The following is a 17,079-nucleotide window of genomic DNA, read 5'->3' on the forward strand; positions in this document are numbered from 1 at the left end:
TCATCCTGCCCTCGGTGTGCAGCATGCGCAAAGGGTGTTGCACATGCTGCAATTCGCTGACCGGGGAGTTCAGTGAACCTCGTCCACCAGCACATCCAGCGCCCAGGCCGCCCCCGCCTTCGCAGGCGCCTCGGCCTCCACCTCGAACCCCAGCTCCCGCAGCGCCTCCACCAGCTCGGCGGGATCCTTGGGCGCGATCCCCGCCGACAGCAGACCCCGCACCATCCGCCCCTTCGTCGCCTTGTTGAAGTGGCTGACGACCTTCCGCGTCGGCGCGTGCAGCACCCGCACGGTCGCCGTCCGCTCCGCGACCTCACCCTTCGGTTTCCACGCGGCCGCGTAGGCGGAGGACCGCAGATCGAGCACGAGCCCGTTCCCGGCCGCCTCGGTGAGCACGGACGCCATCGGCTTACGCCAGTGCGCACCCAGCGCCCCGAGCCCGGGCAGTTTCACCCCCATCGAGCAGCGGTACGACGGAATCCGGTCGCTCACCCGGACCGCCCCCCAAAGCCCCGAGAACACGAGCAGCGAACGCCCCGCACGCCTCTTCGCGGCCGCGTCGAGGGAGGCCAGATCGAGGGCGTCGTAGAGCACCCCTGTGTAGATCTCCCCGGCGGGCCGCGCGCCGGCCGTCCTGAGCTCGACGTTCTTGGCGACCTCGCCCCGCAGTCCCTCGCTCAGCCCGAGCACCTCGCGCGCCTTCTCCTCGTCCGCGGCGCACAACTCGACGAGCGCGTCGAGGACGGCCTCCCGGCTCTCGTTGAGCCCCGGCAGCGACAGCGACTCCAGCTTCAGCGGGGCGCCACGACCGGAAGACGCCTTGCCTTCGGAGGGAGGCAGCAGGACCAGCACGGAACATCTCCTTCTGTTGAGCTCCGGACAGCGTACGGCGCCTGATCTGCTTACCCTCGCTGTATGCCTCGCCGCCGCATACGTGTGACCGACGTCCCCCTACGGGCCGCCTTCGCCGCCCTGCGCACCGAACTCGGCGTGCCCTCGGACTTCCCGCCCGAGGTGCTGTCCGAGGCTGAACGGCCCTCTCGGCCGGGGGCTCACGCCGACGCCACCGACATCCCCCTCTTCACCATCGATCCGCCCGCCTCCACCGACCTCGACCAGGCGATGCACCTCTCCCGACGCGGCACCGGCTACCGCCTCCGGTACGCCATCGCCGACGTCGCCGCCTTCGTCGTACCCGGTGGCTACCTCGATGCGGAGACGCACCGGCGGGTGATGACCCTGTACTTCCCGGACACCCGCATTCCGCTCCACCCGCCGGTGTTGAGCGAGGGCGCCGCGAGCCTGCTCCCGGACCAGGTCCGCCCCGCCGCCCTGTGGACGATCGACCTCGACGCGGAAGGCCGTACGACCGCGACCGAAGTCCACCGCGCCCTGGTCCGCAGCCGGGCCAAGCTCGACTACGAGGGCGTGCAGCGGGCGATCGACTCGGGGACGGCGGAGGAGCCGCTCGCGCTGCTTCGTGTCGTCGGCGAGCTGCGGGAACGGCTGGAGGTCGAGCGCGGCGGGATCTCGTTGCGGGTTCCCGAACAGGAGATCGTCGAGCGCGACGGCACGTACGAGCCGGCGTACCGCGCCGGGGCGCCGGCCGACGGCTGGAACGCCCAGATCTCCCTGCTCACGGGCATGGCGGCGGCGGACCTGATGCTGGCGTACGGGACGGGGGTGCTCCGCACGCTCCCCGCCGCCCCTGACGGCGCGGTGGGCAGGTTGCGCCGCACCGCGCACGCGCTGCACATCCACTGGCCGCACCATGTGTCGTACGCGGCGCTGATCCGTTCCCTGGACCCCCGGATCCCCCACCACGCGGCGTTCCTCCAGGAGTGCACGACGCTGCTGCGCGGCGCGGGTTACACGACCTTCCTCGACGGTGTCCTCCCTGACATCACCACCCACGCGGCCGTGGCCGCCCCCTACGCCCACTGCACGGCCCCACTACGACGCCTCGCCGATCGCTACGCCTCGGAGATCTGCCTGGCGGCGGTGGCGGGGGAGCCGGTGCCGGAGTGGGTGCGGGCGGCACTGGCCGCGTTGCCGGGCGAGATGGCGGACGGCGGCCGACGCGCGGGCACGGTCGAACGGGCCTGCGTCGACCTCGTCGAGGCGGCCCTGCTGAAGGACCGGGTGGGGGAGGTGTTCGACGGCTGCGTGGTGGACGTGGACGAACACCGCCCGACGGTGGGGACCGTGCAGTTGGAGATGCCTGCGGTGATCGGGCGGGTGGAGGGGGCGGGGGGGTTGGCGCTGGGAGAGCGGCTGCGGGTACGGCTCACGGAGGCGGACCCCGGCTCCCCGAAGGTGCGGTTCGCGCCTGCCTGAGGCCATGCCTCAGTTCCCCGGGCAGTGGGCTCGTCGACTGACGTCGCTCATGGTCGTGTGCCACGATCGAGGGAACGGTTCCCGATCTCTCGGGCAGGTGATCTTCCGATGTCCCGGTCTGGCGAGCGACAGAAGGAGGGGCGTGACATGACTGCCATGGCCCACGAGCCGCTCACGCAGGAAGAGGTCCTGCTGGAGGGCTTTCTCGCCCTGGACACACCGGAGGGTTTCCGGGCTGAGCTGATCGAGGGGGAGATCGTAGTGACGCCGCCGCCGGACGGGGAGCACGAGAAGTACATCAGCAGGCTCGTAAGGCAAGTGATCAAGCAGTCCCGAACTGACATGGACTTCTCTGGAAACAAGGGTCTCCGGGCGAAGAGCGGCGAAGCCTGTCCGAAGAACCACGTGGTCCCCGACGTTACGTTCGCACCTCTTGACCTAGACCTGTTTGCGCCCGCCGGATCCTGGATGCCCTGCGACGGCGTGGCCATGGTCCTGGAGGTGACGTCGACCAAGCCCAAGGCCGACCGTGAGGCCAAGCGCCGCTGCTATGCCCGCGGCGGCATCCCGCTCTACCTCTTGATCGATCGAGAGGCCTCATCGGCCACGTTGTTCAGCGACCCGGAGAAGGACGACTACCGGGAGCACTGCACCCGCCCCTTCGGCAAGGCGCTCACCCTCCCGGAGCCGTTCGCCTTCGAGCTGGAGACCGCGGACTTTCTCTGAGAGCTGCGGCGTTGCACCCGGAGGTCGACAGACACAGGGGGCGGCGCCGCATGGAACAAGCACTGTGGACAAGGGCACGACTGGGCCGCTGCGGCCCCCCGCTGGACCTCCTGACCGCCCGCTTCGACCGCCACGTCTACGCCCCGCACGCCCACGACGAGTACACGATCGGCGTGTGCGTCGGCGGCTCGGAACTCATCGACTACCGGGGCGGCCACATCCGCACGGGCCCCGGCTCGATCGTCGTACTGGCCCCGGGCGAGATGCACACGGGCGGCCCGGGCACCACGACCGACGGCTACGCGTACCGTGCCCTGTACGCGGCGCCCACTCTCCTCACGGAGGAGGCCGCCCTCCCGTACTTCCGCGAACCCCTCCTGGACGACCCGGAACTGGCCGCGGCCCTCCTCTCCGCCCACACCGAACTCAGCGCCTGCCCGGACCCGTTGGAGACCGAGTCCCGCCTCCCCTGGCTCCTGACGGCCCTGGCCTGCCGCCACTCCACGGCCCGCGTGGAGACCTGCGTGATCCCCGGCGCGGAAGCGGTCGCGAGAACGGTCCGCGACCGCCTGGCCGACGAGCTGCTGTCACCCCCGTCCCTCGCCGCCCTGGCCGCGGACCTGGGCCTGTCCCGCTACCAACTCCTCAGGGCCTTCCGTACGACGATGGGGGTACCGCCGTACGCCTGGCTGGCCCAGTACAGAGTCGCCAGGGCGAGAGGCCTACTGGAATCCGGTCTGCGCCCATCGGAGGTGGCCGTCTCGGTGGGCTTCGCGGACCAGGCACACCTGACGCGCTGGTTCCGCAGAGTGCTCGGGGTAACCCCGGCGGCGTACCGCAACAGCGTTCAAGACGCGAGCCGTTGAGACGCTCAGGATTTCCGCATGACTGCACGCGGCTGGTTCCTGTTCTCCCTGATGGGCGTGGTGTGGGGCATCCCCTACCTGATGATCAAAGTGGCGGTGGACGCCCCGCTGTCGGCGGCGACGGTGGTGTTCGTGCGCTGCGCCCTGGGCGCGCTGCTCCTGCTGCCGTTCGCGATGCGGCAGGGCGGCCTGTCGGAGACCGTACGACGGCACTGGCGCCCCATGCTGGCCTTCGCGGTCATAGAGATCATGGGCCCCTGGTACACGCTGACGGACGCGGAACGCCACCTCTCCAGCTCCACGGCGGGCCTGCTGATAGCGGGCGTACCGATAGTCGGCGTGGTCCTGGCCCGCTTCTTCGGCGACACCGAGAGGTTGGGCGTGAGACGGGTGACGGGCCTGGGGCTGGGCCTGGCCGGAGTGGGAGTCCTTACGGTCCCGCACCTGACGGGCGGAGACGCGAAGTCGATGGCGGAGGTGCTGGTGACGGTGGTGGGCTATGCGACGGCACCCCTGATAGCCGCGCGCCACCTGAAGGACGTCCCGTCCCTCCAGCTCACAGCCCCCTGCCTGGCTCTGGCGGCGCTGGTGTACGCCCCAGGCGCGGCGCTGACCTGGCCCTCCTCGATGCCCTCCGCCTCGGTCCTGACGGCACTGGCCGGCCTCGGAGTGATCTGCACGGCGGTGGCCTTCGTCGCCTTCCTCGAACTGATCAAGGAGGTCGGCCCGACGAGGGCGACGGTGATCACGTACGTCAACCCGGCGGTAGCGGTCGTGGCGGGTGTCCTGTTCCTCTCCGAGCCCCTGACAGTGGGCGTCGGTGTGGCCTTCGCGCTGATCCTGACGGGCTCGGTTCTGGCCACGGCGGGCCCGGTGAAGGTCACCGCGGAACCATCCTGCTGCGAGTCCCCGGTAACATGGTCCCCACGGCAGACGAGCCGGGCGGACGGCCGCGTGGAGTCCCCTCTTGGAGGACTCCCCGAGGAACGTCCGGGCTCCACAGGGCAGGGTGATGGCTAACGGCCACCCGGGGTGACCCGCGGGAAAGTGCCACAGAAAACAAACCGCCCGGCGCTTCGGCACCGGGTAAGGGTGAAACGGCGGTGTAAGAGACCACCAGTGCCCAGGGCGACCTGAGCAGCTAGGTAAACCCCACCCGGAGCAAGGTCAAAAGGAAACACCCAGGTGTTTCTGCGGGGACGTTCGAGGGCTGCCCGCCCGAGTCCCCGGGTAGACCGCACGAGACCGGCGGCAACGCCGGTCCTAGATGGATGGCCGTCGCCGGGGAGTTCGCGAGAACCCCCCGGAACAGAACCCGGCGTACAGCCCGACTCGTCTGCCACTTAGAGTTTCTGACCAGAAGAAACGGAGGTCAGAGGCCTTTTCTCTGTCTCTCCAGATCCTGGAGGCGTCCTAGAACTGGACGTCGCCTCATTTGATCGTTCGGTAATCTGCACGGCGTGGCGAAACACCGCCAGGGAGAGCTACGGCCGCATGGCAGTGCGCGGGCCGGGTGCCAGACGCCAAGGGGGAGCGAGGACGCCGTGGAACCGCTGAGGAGTGACGACCCCACTCACATCGGGGGCTTTACGCTCCGCGGCCATATCGGCTCCGGCGGTATGGGCCGGGTGTACCTCGGCGAGTCACCCGCCGGACAGCAGGTCGCCGTCAAGGTCATCAAGTCGTCCGTGCTGGATACCGAGACCCGCAACAGGTTCGTCCTCGAGGTGGAGAACCTCAGGAAGGTCTTCGGTCCCCGGGTCGCCGCCTTCGCAGGTGCCGACCCGCTCGCCGACCAGCCCTGGCTCGCCGTCGACTACGTTCCCGGCCCCGACCTCCTGCGCCACGTCCGCGACCATGGCACGCTCCCGCTCGTCGAGACCTCGAGCCTCGGCGCGCTGCTCGCCGAGGGACTCACCTCCGTCCATCAGGCGCAGCTCCTGCACCGGGACCTCAAGCCGCAGAACATCCTGCTCGGCCCCGACGGCCCCAAGGTGATCGACTTCGGGCTCGCGGTGCTCGCGGAACGCCGTACAACACTGACCGCGACGGGTGTCGTGGTCGGCAGCGTCCTGTGCATGCCACCCGAGCAGGCGGAGGGCACTCACCAACTGACCCCGGCGGCGGACGTGTACGCCCTCGGCGTGGTGCTGCTCTTCGCCGCCACCGGCCACTACCCGTACGACGGTGACAACTGGCTCGCGGTCGCGGCCCGGATCGGCGATCGGCAGCAGGCCCCGGACCTGATAGGACTGCCCACGGAACTGACGCCCGTTGTGTCCTCGATGCTTGCCTTCGACCCGGCCGACCGCCCTTCCCTCCCGGATGTCACGGGCGCACTGGTGGCCGTCCTCAATAGTTCCGGCGTCTCCGCTCGGCAGGCCCGGCAACGGCTGATCGCGCGGACGGCACCGCATGCCGACGGCCGACTGGTGCCGCCTCCGGGACCGATCGCCGAGTATGTGCCCACGGTCGTCGATCTCGTGACGCCGTCCGCGGAGGAACAGCCGGACACCGACGACGCAGACGTACAGGCGAAGGCGGATGCCCCCATCCCGCCCCCGCCGGCCCCACGTCCCGTCGTGACACGGCCCCGGACACGCCGCGGTCGCACCCCGGATGCCGCCACGGCCCACGACGTCGCCGAGGCCCTGCGCTCCGCCTACGCCAAGGAGGCCGCCTTCGTTCCGGCTCGCGGCGCAGGCCGCTGACCGACCAGGCATGCTTGGCCGATTCGACCAGGCCGGGCGGAGCCGCTGCGGTTCGGCGGCACCGCTGCAGGGGCGCGGGGCTGCGTCGGTATGTGGCCGCCACGAGGGTACGACCAGCCGCGACGGCGCCGCCGACGAGCGACGCACACCACGGCCGCGTGGCACATCCGCATAGCGGCGGTCGACCGGTCGCTCGGTTCCCGCAGCGACCTGCACGGACGGCACCCGCCATGGAAGACTTGCGCGGTATTCGACCACTCCCGTAGGACGCGGAGGCAGCAGCGTGACCCACCAGCCGGACGTCTCGGAGTCCAGGTTCCCGCCGGGGGCCCAGATCCTCGTACGGGACGAGGAGTGGCTGGTGAAGAACGTCACCCCGAGCCGGGACGGCGCCAAGATCGAGGCGGTCGGCGTCTCGGAGTTCGTCCGCGACGAGACGGCCGTCTTCTTCACCGAGATCGAGCGTCTGGCCGGTGACGGAGTCAGGCTCCTCGACCCGGAGGACACCGAGCTGGTCGAGGACCCCACCGACCACTTCCGCCGCAGCCGTCTCTTCCTCGAAGCCCTGCTGCGCAAGACCCCGCTCCCGCAGACCGAGCGCGGCCTGGCGCTCGCCGACCGCTTCCTCGTCGACCCGCTCAGCTATCAGCAGCGCCCGGCCGAACTGGCCCTCTCCCTGGCCAACCTGCGGCCCCGTCTGCTCATCGCCGACGTCGTCGGCCTCGGCAAGACCCTGGAGATCGGTCTCACCCTGGCCGAGCTGATCCGCCGCGGCCGAGGTGAGCGCATCCTCGTCGTCACCCCGCAGCACGTCCTGGAGCAGTTCCAGCACGAGCTGTGGACGCGTTTCTCCATCCCGCTGATCCGCCTCGACTCGGTCGGTATCCAGCGCATCCAGCGGGAGATCCCGGCGGGCCGCAACCCTTTCACCCACTACAAGCGGGTCATCGTCTCCGTCGACACCCTCAAGAACATCGGCCAGTACCGCCACCACCTGGAGAAGATCCAGTGGGACGCCGTCGTCATCGACGAGTCCCACAACCTCATCAACCGCGGCAGCCAGCGCAACGCCCTCGCCCGCGTCCTCGCCCCCAACACCGACGCCCTGCTGCTGGCCAGCGCCACCCCGCACAACGGCGACGGGAAGTCCTTCGCCGAGCTGATCAGCCTCCTTGACCCGGCGGCGATCGCCGACCCGAACGACTACGACGCCGAGAACGACCTCGGTCACCTCTTCATCCGCCGTACGAAGGTCCACCCCGAGGTGCGCGACCAGATCGGCAAGGAGTGGGCTGACCGCGACCCCACCGTCTCCGTGCCCTGCACCGCGACCGACGCCGAGGAGCGGATCTTCGCGGAACTCACCGAGCACTGGATCCCGGCGCCGGACACCTCCACCGAGTTCGGCACCGCGACGTCCGGCCGTACGGCGCTCACCGAGGACCGCCTCTTCCCGTACACGCTCCTGAAGGCCTTCCTCTCCTCCCACCGCGCGCTCGCCAAGACCGTCACCACCCGCAGCAAAACCCTGACCGACAAGGCGGCGAAGACGGCCCCCGGCACCCCGGCGGCCGCCCGCATCAGCACCGAACTCCAAGCCCTGGAGCGTCTGTTCGCGCTGACGTCGGCGATCGGGGAGTCCGGGGCGCAGGGCGACTCCGCCAAGCTCGACGCGCTCGTGGAGCAGCTCACCGACATCGGTGTCCGGCCCGGCTCGGCCACCCGGGTCGTCGTGTTCTCCGAACGCGTCGAGACGCTGAAGTGGCTTGCCAAGGTCGTCCCCGCCCGCCTCGGTTTCACTGAGCAGCAGGCGCGGCAGGCGGTGAAGGTCATGCACGGCGGTCTGTCGGACAAGGAGCAGATGGCCGTCGTCGAGGCCTTCGGCCTCGCCCACGACCCCGTCCGCATCCTGTTCACCGGCGACGTGGCCTCCGAGGGCGTCAACCTGCACCGCCAGTGCCACGACCTCGTGCACTACGACATCCCCTGGTCGCTGATCCGCATCGAGCAGCGCAACGGCCGCATCGACCGCTACGGCCAGAAGCACAACCCCCGCTTCCGCGCGCTGATCCTGCACTCCGACACCCCGGGCGCAAAGGACGACCGCACGGTCGCCCAGAAACTCCTCGAGCGCGAGGAGGAGGCCTACCGTCTCGACGGCACCGCGGAAGCGGTGACCGGCCTGTACCGGGCCGAGGAGGAGGAACGCCGTCTGATCAGGGATCTCCTCGCCGGCCGTACGGTCGAGGAGTCCCTCGCCGCCTCACCCACCCCCGGCGACCCGCTGACCGCGCTCTTCTCCCAGCCGTCCGTCCTGCCCGAGCACCACCCCGTGCCCAAGGCGCAGGTCCCGTCGCTGTTCGGCGGCGACACGGAGGCGTTCGTACGGGCGGCCCTCGACGAGGTCTACGACGAGCACCCGCACGACGCCCTCGACCTGTCCGAACACCGCCACACCGGACCGAGCGGCGAACCGGCCCCCTACCTGAGCCTCGCCACCGCCAAGGCCCCCGACCTCCTCCACCGCCTCGACATCCTGCCGCCCGACTACCTGCGGGAGCAGAAGCTGAAGGAGCGCCTCCTGGTCACCTTCGACCGCGGCCTCGGACAGCACAGCCTGGACGAGGCCCGCGGCAAGTCCGGGTCCAGCTGGCCCGCCATCGGCTACCTCACCGACATCCATCCCTTGGTGGAGTGGCTGGTGGACAAGGTCCTCGTGCAGCTCGGCCGCCAGCAGGCACCGGTCCTCCTCACCCCTCGGGCACCCGGCCCGACCTTCCTCGTCCAGGGCATCTACTCCAACAAGCTCGGCCGTCCCACGGTCGTGGAGTGGATGGCCGTCCGCGGCCTGCCCGGCGAGCCCGAGGTGGTGCCGATGCCGGACGCCCTCGCGGAGGCGGGCGTGGGCCCCGACATGGCCAACCCGGCCCCGCCCCGAGACCTCCCGGCTCTCCAGGCCCTGGTCCCGGCCGCGGTGGCGGCGGCCCGGGAGCACCTGGAGGCGCGCAAGGACGCCTGGACCCAGCAGATCAGCGCCCAGCTCGACGACTACCGCGCACGCCTCGGCCGCTGGCAGCAGCAGTCCCTGCTGCCCGGCCGGATCGTCGCGGACACCATCCGCCACCAGACGGAACTGGCCGACAAGCTCTCCGCCACCGGCCGCCCGCTGCTGCGCGTCCTGGCCGTCCTCGACCGCGACGCCTGACCGGCACCAGCCTCTCTCCCTTCGAAGCCACCCGCAGAAACGGTCCTCGACGTGACGTACGACTCGCTGGTCAACCACGGCGACTACTTCTCCGCCCACTACCTCGCCGAGGTCCTCCCCAAGGACCTCAAGGCGAAGGACGGACTGCTCGCCCGCTGGGCCGAACACGAGGCCGAGGAGAACAAGAAGCCGGCGGACCAGCCGCGCACCCTCACCCCCCGCCAGGGCCTACGAGCCCTGCGCACGCCGTACTTCGCCGAGCGCGCCGACCTCGCCGAGCGCGCCCAGGCCGAGATCGACGCTCCCGAGGACGAGTCGGGCTGGCGCACGCACGACGACCCGCGCTGGGTCAAGACGGTCGCCGAGCTCCACGAACGTGTACTGAGGGCACTCGGATACACCCCCACTCCGGTGACTCTCACCGTCGAACGAGCGGGCCGCACCTACGACATCGAGGTCGCCCATGCCGAACCCGGGCTGGTCGCGATCGCCTGCGGCTGGGCCGCCGAACCGGACGCCGCCCGCGACCCCGCGGGCCCCGGCCGGCTCCTGCACCCGGTGGACATCCCGCAGGGCGAGCCGCTGACCGACGCCGACACCCTGGTCCGCTTCCTCTTCGCCGCCGACGAACCGCCCCGCTACGTCCTGATCCTGGTCGGCGGTGTCGTCGTACTGGCCGACCGCACCGCCTGGAGTGAGGGCCGCTACCTCGCTGTCAGCCTCGACTCCGCCTTGGAACGCCGGGACGACCGCCCCGGCGGCGAACTCGACACCATCGCCGCCCTGTTCGGCGCGGACTCGCTCCGCGTCCCGGAGACCGGCGGCACGAACCCCCTCGACGACCTCGTCTCCAAGTCGGGCAAACACGCCGTCGGCGTCTCCACGGAACTGCGCGAGGGCCTCAAGGACTCGGTCGAACTCATCGCCCAGGCCGTCCTGGACCGGCTGGCCGAGCCCGGACAGGGAGTGACTGCGGCCGACCTCGACGACCCGCAGCGCCTAGCCCGCCGCTTGACCCGCGAGTCCCTGCGCTACCTGTACCGGATCCTGTTCCTGCTGTACGCGGAGGCCCGCCCGGAGCTGGGCATCCTGCCGTCGGACTACCCCGAGTACGGGGCGGGTTACGGCCTTCAGCGCCTCGGCGACCTGGCCGTCCGGGACCTCGTCGGCCCCACGGCGCGCGACGGCTTCCACCTCTACCAGTCGATCGACCTGCTCACCCGCATGGTGAACAAGGGCCACCGCCCGTACGGCACCGAGGAGGAGGACCGGGCGGCGGAGGCGGCGGACCGCGAGGCGGAGGCGGCGGAGGCGGCCGAACTCGCGGCCGCTGGGGGAGACCTGACGGAGGCACAACTCACCTTGCGTGCCCGCCGCTTCGAACGGGAACGGCGGGCCCGGCGCAGTGAGGACGTCGGCCTGCGCTTCGAGCCCCTGCGCTCGGACCTGTTCGAGCCGGGCGCGATCCGGCTGATCGACCCGAAGGTCCCCAACCCCCTGTACGACGAGGACGACCCGTCCGCCGGACCGGAGTTCTTCGACACCCGGCTGCGCAACGCCACCCTCCACAAGGTGCTGCGCCGACTGATGCTCACCAAGGGCCGCAAGGGCGAGCGGGGCGGCTTCATCTCCTACGCCCAGCTCGGCATCAACCAGCTCGGCGCCGTGTACGAGGGCCTGATGTCCTACACCGGCTTCATCGCGCGCGAGACCCTCTTCGAGGTCGCCAAGGGCGGCGACGCGTCGAAGGGCAGCTGGATGATCCCGGAGTCCCGGGCCAGCGACTACCCGAACGAGGTGTTCGTCCAGCGGCTGAACGACGATACCGGCCTGACGGAGCGGGCCGAGTACCCGCCGGGTTCGTTCGTCTACCGGCTGGCGGGCCGCGACCGCGAGAACACCGCCTCCTACTACACCCCGGAGTCCCTCACCCAGGTCACGGTCGAACTGGCCCTGAAGCACCGCCTGGACCAGAACGGCGAGGTGACGTCGGCGAAGGAGCTGCTGGGGTGGAAGATCTGCGAACCGGCCCTCGGCTCCGGTGCGTTCCTCAATGAGGCGATCAACCAAGTCGCCGCCGAGTACCTGAAACGGCGCCAGGCCGAGACCGGTGTGGAGATCCAGCCCGACCAGAGGCTGGCCGAGCTGCAGAAGGTCAAGGCCTACGTCGCCCTGCACAACGCGTACGGCGTCGACCTCAACGCCACGGCGGTGGAACTGGCCGAGGTCTCGCTCTGGCTCAACACCATGCACCCCGGGATGCAGGCGCCGTGGTTCGGTCTGCACCTGCGGCGCGGCAACTCCCTTGTCGGCGCGGGACGGAAGATCTACGACAAGGACGCGCTCGGCAAGGGCAAGTGGCTCTCGAAGAAGGACACGCTCGCTCCGAAGGAACTCCCCTTCAGGGAGGGCGAGTTGCCGGATGGTGCGGTCCATCACTTCCTGTTGCCCGCGCTGGGGTGGGGCGCGGTCGTCGGGGACGCCAAGTCCAAGAAGATCGCCGAAGAGCTGGACAAGGCGGCCGTTCAGCGGATGGAGAAGTGGCGCTCGGGCATACAGCGAGCCCCGAAGACCGTGACACAGCGCCGACGGCTCCAAGGGGTCGCACGGCGTGCCGAGTTCCTGTGGAAGCTGGTCGTCGAGCGGCTGAACCAGTCCGAGCGGGAGATCTCGCGCGAGATCGACGTCTGGGGCGCGGACTGGCTGAAGCATCCCAAGCAGGCGGTACCGAAGGAGGTCGTGTACGGCGACCTCACGCGGCCGGGGACGCCGTACTGGCGGCTCAAGACGGTCATGGACGTGTGGTGCGCGCTGTGGTTCTGGCCGTTGGACCGGGTAGGGGAGCTGGTCGGCCCGGAGGACGTGCCCGACGACGGTGGTGGCGATGCCGGGGGTGACGAGCCGGCGTCGGAGGCGGGCGATGCGCCGGTGGTGGTGGCGGCCACCGGCCCGGCGCCTGGAGACCAACTCTGGGTGAAGGAGGGGCTCTTCGACGACGGGCTTCCTCAGCAGTTGGAGATGGGGGAGGCCGAGCCCGGGGCGGAGGCGGAGGACAAGAAGCCGGCGCGGAAGCAGACGTCCGGTAAGCCAAAGGGGCGGCGCGAGGTCATTCCCCTCGCGACGCTGGACGACTGGATCGACTTCCTTGAGTGCGCGCTCGGGGCGAAGGACGTGCCGGCGGATTCCCTGGTGGCCGGTTTCGGGAACCTGGAGGCGCTGCGGGAGTACGAGGTGAAACTCGGCGGGTTCATGGGGATGGACTCGCCGTTCCGGTTGAAGGCGCGGTTCCCGTGGTTGGACACGGTGGAGGACGTGGCCGGGAGTGAGGACCGGGATGACGTAGGCGCGGACGGGGGGATGGGGTTCTTCCACTGGGAGTTGCAGTTCGCGCATGTTTTTGCCGGGGAGGCCGGTGGGTTTGATGTGCAGGTGGGGAATCCGCCGTGGGTGCGGCCGGAGTGGAAGGAGGACTCTGTTCTCGCCGAGCGCGATCCGTGGTTCATGCTCACGGAGAAGCCGAGCGCGGCGGTGAGGAAGGCTCGGGTTGCCGAGCTGTTCAGCGGTGCCGAGGCGCGGGCCTACTTCCTGAACGAGCTCGTTGCCATCATGGGTGTGTCGAGCCAGCTTGGCTCGCCGGTCGTGTACCCGGTGCTCGGTGGCACGCGGCCCGATCTGTATCGCGCGTTCATGTGTCAGACCTGGACCCACGCTGGGCGTGACGGCACGGTCGGGCTCATTCACCCTGACACGCATTTCAGCGGTGACAAGGATGGTCTGCTGCGGGCGGTTGCATATAGACGGCTGCGTGTGCACGGGGACTTTTCCAACGCGAGCAACCGCTTCTTCCCTCCGCCAGTTGGTCATGCCAGCCACTTCGGCGTGCACATCTATGGGCCTGACCGGGAGATCGGCTTTGACCATTTGTCCTGGCTGTTCTCAGTGGATGCTCTGCGCCTGTCCGCCCAGCACGATGGAACGGGACCTGACCCGGTCGTGCGGAGGGGGGACACGTGGGACGAGCGGCCGCACAGAAAGCGGATCATCCGGGTGAACCGCGCGACGCTGGAACAGTGGCAGCGACTGACCGGGGAGGAAGAGCAGCGGGTTGATCAGGGAAGGCTGCTCTCTCCAGTGAGTGCGGCGGAAGGGGAGGCGATCAGGGCGCTCGCGGACTATCCGCTGCGACTGGGGCCGCTGAAGCCACCGATCTCCTCGGGCTACAACGAAACCCTCGCCAAGAGAGATGGCCTGATCGACTACAACCTTCCGAACGAGGGTGGCTCGGTCTTCCAACCCGAGAAGTGGGACGACGTCATTCTCAAAGGCCCCCAACTTGGCCTTGCAAACCCACTGTTCAAGCAGCCAAGCCAGGGCAGCAGCGAGGTGCTCGGCCTCAACCACCTCACGATTCCTGACGACGCAGTGCCGGAGACGGAGTACGTGCGCGTAGCGACGCCGGAGCTGTACGCCGAGAAGCAAGACCAGTGGCTGGACAGGTGCGGGCTGGAACAGCTGCGGGCGTCGGAGGATGCAGTGGCTGAGGCACGGCGAGTGTTGGCGGAGGCTCGGGGAGTTCCGGAGGACGAGGTCGGGGCCGAGGAAGTGGATCAACACTTCGTGAGGCGGTCGACCCGGGCCTACACGAAGTTCTACCGGCTGGCATGGCGAAAGATGATCGCTCCGGACACGGAGCGCAGCTTGTACGAAGCGCTCCTTCCACCGGGGCCCGCTCACATCGATGGCATGCGCAGCACTCACTTGGGCAACAATCGCATGACCGCTCTCACGGCCGGATTCTGGGCATCCATCCCAGTCGACTACCTGCTGCGTACTACACGCGTGCGCAACCTTGATGTGACGCAGGCCGGCCGACTTCCGATCCCGTCCGAAAGGCACCCGCTGGCATCAGCTCTGCTGCTGCGTACCCTTCGGCTCAACTGCCTCACGAAACAGTACGCCGCGCTCTGGTCCGAGCTGTATGACCCGACTTGGCCGGGATACGAGTCCTGGGCCCGGGACTGGCCTCGTATAGAGCCGCTGCACAAGGTGAGCTCCGAGTGGACCCGAGCTACCGCCCTGCGAACCGAACGTGCACGCCGTGCGGCACTGGTCGAGTTGGACGCCTTGGTCGCTGTCTGGCTCGGTGTGGACGCTCACTCGCTCGTCGCCATGTACAAGGCCCGCTTCCCGATCATGCAAGACTTCGACGCCGTCACCTGGTTCGACGCCGAGGGCCGCCGCATCGCGGGCAGCCGTCACACCTTCGGTCACGGCCAGACCAAGGACCACTACGAACAACTCCGCGCCCACCTCGACGGCGAACGCAAGGAGCCGCCGGACGGCTACACGCCCCCCTTTTACAAGGCGAACCGTGAGGCCGAGATGCGAGAGGCACACGCCTACTTCTCGGCGCGGCTCCAAGAGGCCATCGACAAGGGCAAGTGGACTCCGCCGTCCACCTGACCGGGATACGCCGACGCCCCGCGCCCGGTACGGAACCGGATGCGGGGCGTCAGCATGTCGTACGTCAGTGATCGGCGGCGTACGAGACGAAGGCGACCCATTGGTGTGCACTGAAGGCGAGTTGGGGGCCCTGCACGCGCTTGGAGTCCCGTACCTGGATGGTTTCGGGAGCGAAGGCGACCTCCACGCACTCCGGGCCGTCGTTCGTGCTGTAGCTGCTCTTGAACCAATGCAGCACGGAACCGTTCCCCGTCGAGGGGTTGGTCATCATGTCTCTCCAAGCACTTTCTCGATGAAGGCCAGCGACTCACGCGGCGTGAGGGCCTGGGCCCGGATGATGCCATAGCGGATCTCGTGGATCTGAACCTCCTTGGGATCAGAGATCAGCCGACTGGTGAGCTGGACCTCGTTGTGACCCACGGTGTCCCCTTCCTTGAGCCGGAGCAGCTGAAGTGAGCCAGCGAGACCGGCGTGGTCCTCGCGGTCTGTGGGCATCACCTGGATCTCCACATTCCGCCGCTGACCGACCTCCAACAGGCGTTCGAGCTGCTTCCGCATCACCATTCTGCCTCCGAGAGGACGGCGAAGCGTCACCTCTTCCTGGACGAAACTGAAGACGGGGGCCGGCTGCTGGTCGAAGATCTCCTGCCGTGCCAAGCGCGCGGCGACGAGCCGCTCAACCTCGTCCTCGCTGAAGGGTGGGCGCCGCATCCCATACAACGCCCTCGCGTACTCTGGCGTCTGAAGAAGCCCATGGACGACGGAGTTGGCGTAGGCGCACAGCTCAACCGCCTCCCCCTCCAACTTCGCCAGATCCCGAACCTTCTTCGGATACCGAGCCTCCTCCACATCCTTCTTCAACCCCGCGAGCAACCCGCCCGCGTCCAACACCGGATCCGCCGCCTCCAGGAACTTCGCACTCGGTGCCCGCCGCCCCCGCTCAACCGAGGACACCTGCTCCTCGCTGTACCCGACGGCCGCCCCCAACTCGGCCTGCGTCAGCCCTGTCCGCTCCCGGCACGCCTTGAGAATCTTGCCCACCGTCCGCAGTACCGCCGCCGACTCCTCGTCATCGGCGCCGTACGGCTCCATCCCGTCACCGCTCTGCTGCGACCGCCCCGTCACGCTCACGCCCGGACACCTCCACGTGCCGCCCGTACCCAACTCCCCGCCGCCACACCGCGTAACGCCACACCGCCCGGACAGAGCCGGACAGCACCCGGACAGTGACGCTGCGTACCGCCGTCATCGCTTTTCAGAGTAGGGTCGGCCGACCACGCTGAGTGACATGAACGCCGATATTGCCCCCACGAGGGCACCGCACTCCGACCCCACCCAACCCACCGCCCCCACCCTCCACTTCACCCTCCGCCTCTCCGCCACCCCGAGAGGCGCCCGCCTCGCCCGTCACCTCGCGGCCGAGCAACTCCACACCTGGGGCTGGCCGTACGACACCGAGGCCAACCACATCGCCACCCTCCTCGTCTCGGAACTCGCCACGAACGCCGCCCTGCACGGCCGAGTCAGAGGCCGCGACTTCCGCCTCCGCCTCACCCTCCACCCCGGGGACGCCACGCTCCGTATCGAACTCACCGACGCCCGCCCCGCGCACCACCCGCCCACCCCCGGCACTCTTTCGCCGCCTTCCCCGGACGACGACTCCGGCCGAGGACTCCTCCTCGTCGAGACCCTGGCCACCCACTGGGGAACGACGTGCGGCGACCCGTACACCAAGACCGTCTGGTGTGAAGTCGTCCTCGCGTGACTGTCA

General features: G+C 69.3%; 10 protein-coding genes, 1 other RNA gene and 1 pseudogene. 9 read left to right on the top strand and 3 right to left on the bottom strand.

The window, feature by feature from the left end; translation table 11 throughout:
- Positions 1-69 precede the first annotated feature (69 nt).
- Positions 70-852 carry a peroxide stress protein YaaA gene (gene yaaA / locus ABZT02_RS08850; protein ID WP_356015696.1) on the bottom strand — a complete coding sequence of 261 codons (783 nt, stop codon included), beginning with the start codon at positions 850-852 and terminating at the stop codon, positions 70-72.
- Between the two features lie 63 nt (positions 853-915).
- On the opposite strand from yaaA, the gene ABZT02_RS08855 reads away from it, so the two are divergent.
- The 8 genes and pseudogenes from ABZT02_RS08855 (at position 916) to ABZT02_RS08890 (ending at position 15,308) form a co-directional block, all read left to right on the top strand.
- Entirely contained in the window at positions 916-2,337 is a 1,422-nt protein-coding gene (locus ABZT02_RS08855; protein WP_356015698.1) for an RNB domain-containing ribonuclease, read from the top strand.
- A gap of 147 nt (positions 2,338-2,484) precedes the next feature.
- Positions 2,485-3,063, top strand: a complete 579-nt coding sequence (locus ABZT02_RS08860) for a Uma2 family endonuclease (RefSeq protein ID WP_356015700.1) — start codon at positions 2,485-2,487, stop codon at positions 3,061-3,063.
- A gap of 50 nt (positions 3,064-3,113) precedes the next feature.
- The gene (locus tag ABZT02_RS08865; RefSeq protein WP_356015701.1) at positions 3,114-3,929 is read left to right on the top strand and encodes an AraC family transcriptional regulator; all 816 of its coding nucleotides are present in this window, start codon (positions 3,114-3,116) and stop codon (positions 3,927-3,929) included.
- Between the two features lie 81 nt (positions 3,930-4,010).
- Positions 4,011-4,730 (top strand): annotated as a pseudogene (locus ABZT02_RS08870) (DMT family transporter); the annotation flags it as partial.
- Between the two features lie 133 nt (positions 4,731-4,863).
- Positions 4,864-5,268: RNase P RNA component class A (gene rnpB, locus ABZT02_RS08875), an RNA gene on the top strand.
- A 205-nt stretch (positions 5,269-5,473) separates the two neighbouring features.
- Positions 5,474-6,640 carry a serine/threonine-protein kinase gene (locus ABZT02_RS08880; protein ID WP_356015704.1) on the top strand — a complete coding sequence of 389 codons (1,167 nt, stop codon included), beginning with the start codon at positions 5,474-5,476 and terminating at the stop codon, positions 6,638-6,640.
- A 283-nt stretch (positions 6,641-6,923) separates the two neighbouring features.
- Positions 6,924-9,845, top strand: coding sequence for an SNF2-related protein (locus tag ABZT02_RS08885; protein WP_356015705.1), 2,922 nt, complete (start codon positions 6,924-6,926; stop codon positions 9,843-9,845).
- Between the two features lie 51 nt (positions 9,846-9,896).
- Entirely contained in the window at positions 9,897-15,308 is a 5,412-nt protein-coding gene (locus ABZT02_RS08890) for a hypothetical protein (RefSeq protein ID WP_356015708.1), read from the top strand.
- 64 nt (positions 15,309-15,372) lie between these two features.
- Here ABZT02_RS08890 and ABZT02_RS08895 read toward each other — a convergent pair whose 3' ends face one another.
- Together ABZT02_RS08895 and ABZT02_RS08900 are read right to left on the bottom strand one after the other, a co-directional pair.
- On the bottom strand, positions 15,373-15,576 hold the full coding sequence (locus ABZT02_RS08895) for a DUF397 domain-containing protein (protein ID WP_356016318.1): 204 nt from the start codon (positions 15,574-15,576) through the stop codon (positions 15,373-15,375).
- Positions 15,576-16,400 carry a helix-turn-helix transcriptional regulator gene (locus ABZT02_RS08900; RefSeq protein WP_356016319.1) on the bottom strand — a complete coding sequence of 275 codons (825 nt, stop codon included), beginning with the start codon at positions 16,398-16,400 and terminating at the stop codon, positions 15,576-15,578. Before ABZT02_RS08900 ends, ABZT02_RS08895 begins: the two co-directional genes overlap by 1 nt.
- A gap of 196 nt (positions 16,401-16,596) precedes the next feature.
- Between ABZT02_RS08900 and ABZT02_RS08905 the strand changes: the two genes are divergently transcribed.
- The gene (locus tag ABZT02_RS08905) at positions 16,597-17,073 is read left to right on the top strand and encodes an ATP-binding protein (protein ID WP_356015710.1); all 477 of its coding nucleotides are present in this window, start codon (positions 16,597-16,599) and stop codon (positions 17,071-17,073) included.
- Positions 17,074-17,079 lie beyond the last annotated feature (6 nt).

The organism is Streptomyces sp. NPDC005402 (assembly GCF_040606575.1).
Taxonomy (GTDB): Bacteria; Actinomycetota; Actinomycetes; order Streptomycetales; family Streptomycetaceae; genus Streptomyces.